The sequence below is a fragment of the Saccharomonospora iraqiensis subsp. paurometabolica YIM 90007 genome (assembly GCF_000231035.2).
Classification (GTDB): domain Bacteria; phylum Actinomycetota; class Actinomycetes; order Mycobacteriales; family Pseudonocardiaceae; genus Saccharomonospora; species Saccharomonospora paurometabolica.
In genome coordinates this window covers 338,291-341,275 of record NZ_KI912258.1, presented here as the reverse complement: position 1 = coordinate 341,275, position 2,985 = coordinate 338,291, and the positions used below count along the sequence as shown (strand labels likewise).

Below are 2,985 nucleotides of genomic sequence, written 5' to 3'. Positions count from 1 at the left end.
CCGGCCGTCCCCGGACGGGGCCCGTCGGGCGGGGGCGGGGGCGTTCCCGGTGCGGAGCCGGACGGGCCCGGTGGAGGTGGTGAACCCGGGGACCGGGAGTCCTCCCCGGCGAGCACGGCGCGGGCGGCCGCGACCAGTCCGACGCAACTGTCGTAGCGTGCGTCGGGGTCCTTGGCCATCCCCGTGCGCACGACGTCGTCGATCGCGGCGGGCACCCCGGCCACCGCGCGGACCGAGGGGACCTCCTCGGCGAGGTGTCCCTTGATCACGGCCTCCACGTCGCCGGTGAACGGCGGCTTCCCGGTCAGACAGGCGTAGAGCATGCACCCGAGCGCGTACTGGTCGGTCCGGCCGTCCAGTGGTTCGCCCCGCAGATGCTCCGGCGCGGCGTAGGTGGGGGAGCCCAGGAAGTCGCCCGCCCGGGTGCGGTGTCCGGTGGTGCCCCGGCGGGTGAGCCCGAAGTCGGCGATGTAGACGTGCTCGCGGACCGCCTTCTTGCTGGTCACCAGCACGTTCGCCGGCTTGACGTCGAGATGGACGAGGCCGCGTTCGTGCAGGGTGTCCAGCGCGTCGGCGACCTGGTCGAGCAACCCGACGGCACGCTGTGGCCCCATCCCGCCGTCGGCGATGAGGCTGGCCAGGTCCGAGCCGTCGACCAGCCGCATCGCGATGTAGAGCATGTCGTCGAGCTCGCCGAAGTCGTACAGCGGCACGATGTTCGGGTGGTCGATCGCCGAGGTGTTCCGCGCCTCGTCGACGAACCGTTCGCGGAACTCGGCGTCCGCCCCGAGGTGCGCACCGATGACCTTCAAGGCCACCTTGCGCCCCAGCCGCACGTCCGTGGCCCGGTACATCACGCTCATGCCACCCTGGCCGAGCACCCCGTCGATCCGGTAGTTACCCAGCCGCCGCCCCGTGAGGTCGGCCGACACCTCGCCTGCCACGGTCGAAGCCTAACGTCCGCGCGGTACCGGGACGTGACGTGTCCGCATCCGGCCCCCGGCGGAAGGGCGCGGACGTGCCGGGAACGGACGGCGCCGGCGTGACCCGTCGACCCCGCGGCGTCCCGGGACGCCGACGCCGTCCGGTCGACTACGACATCTTGCGGACGTCCGCGGCCTGGCTGCGACCGTCCCGCCCGGCGGTGATCTCGAACTCCACCCGGTCACCCTCGTCGAGGGTGCGGAAACCCTCCGCCTGAATGGCGGAGTAGTGTACGAAGACATCGGGTCCCTCGGGGGAGGAGATGAACCCGTATCCCTTTTCCGCGTTGAACCATTTGACCGTGCCGACTGCCACGGCGTCCTCCTTGTGACAAACCAACGCGCCAGAGCGCCGCCTGCCGCGTTCTCAAAGCGTCGATCACGCTACCGGAGAAACGCCGGGAGGCAATGGTCAATTCGCGGGAATCTCGGCCCGGCCGCGACGGGCGGTCACGGACGTCTGCGCGTCTGTACCAGCACCGTCGCCGGTCCGGCGACATCCAGCGCCAGCCCCTCGCCGGTGCGCACGGACTGCGGCCGGGCGGGGTCGACCGCCCGCAGCCGGACCTCGACCCCGTCCGGGTACGCGAGCAGGAACAGCGGATTCACCGTGATGATCTCCGCCGGTCCCACCTTGAGGGAGTCCACCGGTCCGCGTGCGGCCAGCACCAGCGGACCGGTCCCGCTGTGGTGCCGGAGGAAACCGGAGTCGTTGCCGAACAGCGTCCGCAGTGCGGGCCACGGGTGGTCCTGTCGGACCGTCGCCGGCCGGGCGAACACCGCGTCCCGGGCGACCGACCAGCCGGTCCGCCCGTCCAGTTCGAGCGCGTGGACGTCCCCGGCCACCTCGGGTGCGAGGTCCACCCAGCCGCCCTGGGCGGGCGCGGTGAACACGGACGACCCCGTGCCCTCCCGGGTGTCCGCGATCCCGTAGCTCGCCGCCAGCAGCGAGTCCGCGGGGGCCTCGACGGCCTCCCCCGCGGCGAGCACGATCCGGGCCACCCCGGACGTGGGCGTGTGGCGCGTGAGGACCCGCATGGGCTACCGGGTCGGCATTCTCGCCACCAACCAGGCCAGCAGCGCGGACGGGTCCCGGGTCTGGGTCAGCACCTGGCCGGGGCCCGCGAAGTCGAAGACCAGGCCCTCACCGCTCTTGAGCGACTGGACCATGCCGGAGGAGATCCTGCGGGTCTGGTGCTGCACGGTGTCGGCGTAGGCAACGACGTGCCCGGCGTCGACGGTGATCATCTCGCCCTGCTGCAGGGTCACCAGGTCCATCGCCCCGTAGCAGGCCACGACCAGCTGTCCCTGCCCGGTGGCGTGGGACAGGAACCCGCCCTCTCCCCCGAACAGGTTGCCGAACCCGCCCCACTTCGTGTCCAGCGTGATGCCGTGCGAGTTGGCCAGCCAGGACCCGTTGGTGACACACCAGCCCGCGCGGCCGTCCATCTCGACGATCCGGACGTCGCCGGGCAGCCCGGGGGCGACGTCCACCCACCCGCCGTTCGGGGGCGCGGTGAAGGTCGACACGAACAGCGACTCCCCGCCGAGGACCGCCCGTCCGAGCCCCTTCATCAGCCCACCCTGCGACTGGGACTGCATGTGGACGCCGTAGCTGGTCGCGACCATCCCGCCCGCCTCGACCTGGACGGGTTCCTGCGGTGCGAGCGCGAGTCGGGCCACCGTGAACGACGGCTGGTGACGCATCTGAACCTGCACCCGGACTCCCCCTGGTTCTGTCGATCCCGATGTTGCGGCGCCACGAGTTTGGCACGACCCGCCCGGGGCGGGAGGATGGTCCACGTGATCTCCGTCGAACAGCACCGTGCCGCCGTCACCGACCTGCTCGGCGTCCGGCCGGTCGGGCACCGCCCGACGGCCGACTGCGCCGGGCTCGTGCTCGCCACGGACGTGCGGGCGGGGGTGGCGCTGCCGCCGTTCGACAACTCCGCGATGGACGGCTACGCCGTCCGGGCGGCCGACGTGGCCGGGGCGGGCCCCG

4 protein-coding genes and 1 pseudogene are annotated in these 2,985 nt (G+C 72.4%); 1 reads left to right on the top strand and 4 read right to left on the bottom strand.

All coding sequences use genetic code 11. The features are described 5' to 3' along the window. The 4 genes from SACPADRAFT_RS29050 to SACPADRAFT_RS0220795 all read right to left on the bottom strand — a co-directional run. Positions 1–944, bottom strand: a 944-nt coding sequence (locus tag SACPADRAFT_RS29050) for a serine/threonine-protein kinase (protein WP_007027090.1), incomplete at its 3' end; no start/stop codon positions are given. A 148-nt stretch (positions 945–1,092) separates the two neighbouring features. After that, positions 1,093–1,299 (bottom strand): cold-shock protein, encoded by a 207-nt coding sequence (locus tag SACPADRAFT_RS0220805; RefSeq protein ID WP_007027091.1) that lies wholly within the window; start codon positions 1,297–1,299, stop codon positions 1,093–1,095. A gap of 134 nt (positions 1,300–1,433) precedes the next feature. Next, entirely contained in the window at positions 1,434–2,021 is a 588-nt protein-coding gene (locus tag SACPADRAFT_RS0220800; RefSeq protein WP_007027092.1) for an AIM24 family protein, read from the bottom strand. A 3-nt stretch (positions 2,022–2,024) separates the two neighbouring features. Next, positions 2,025–2,702, bottom strand: coding sequence for a TIGR00266 family protein (locus tag SACPADRAFT_RS0220795; protein WP_040924637.1), 678 nt, complete (start codon positions 2,700–2,702; stop codon positions 2,025–2,027). Between the two features lie 84 nt (positions 2,703–2,786). On the opposite strand from SACPADRAFT_RS0220795, the pseudogene SACPADRAFT_RS33370 reads away from it, so the two are divergent. Then, a pseudogene (locus tag SACPADRAFT_RS33370) lies at positions 2,787–2,985 on the top strand (gephyrin-like molybdotransferase Glp); the annotation flags it as partial.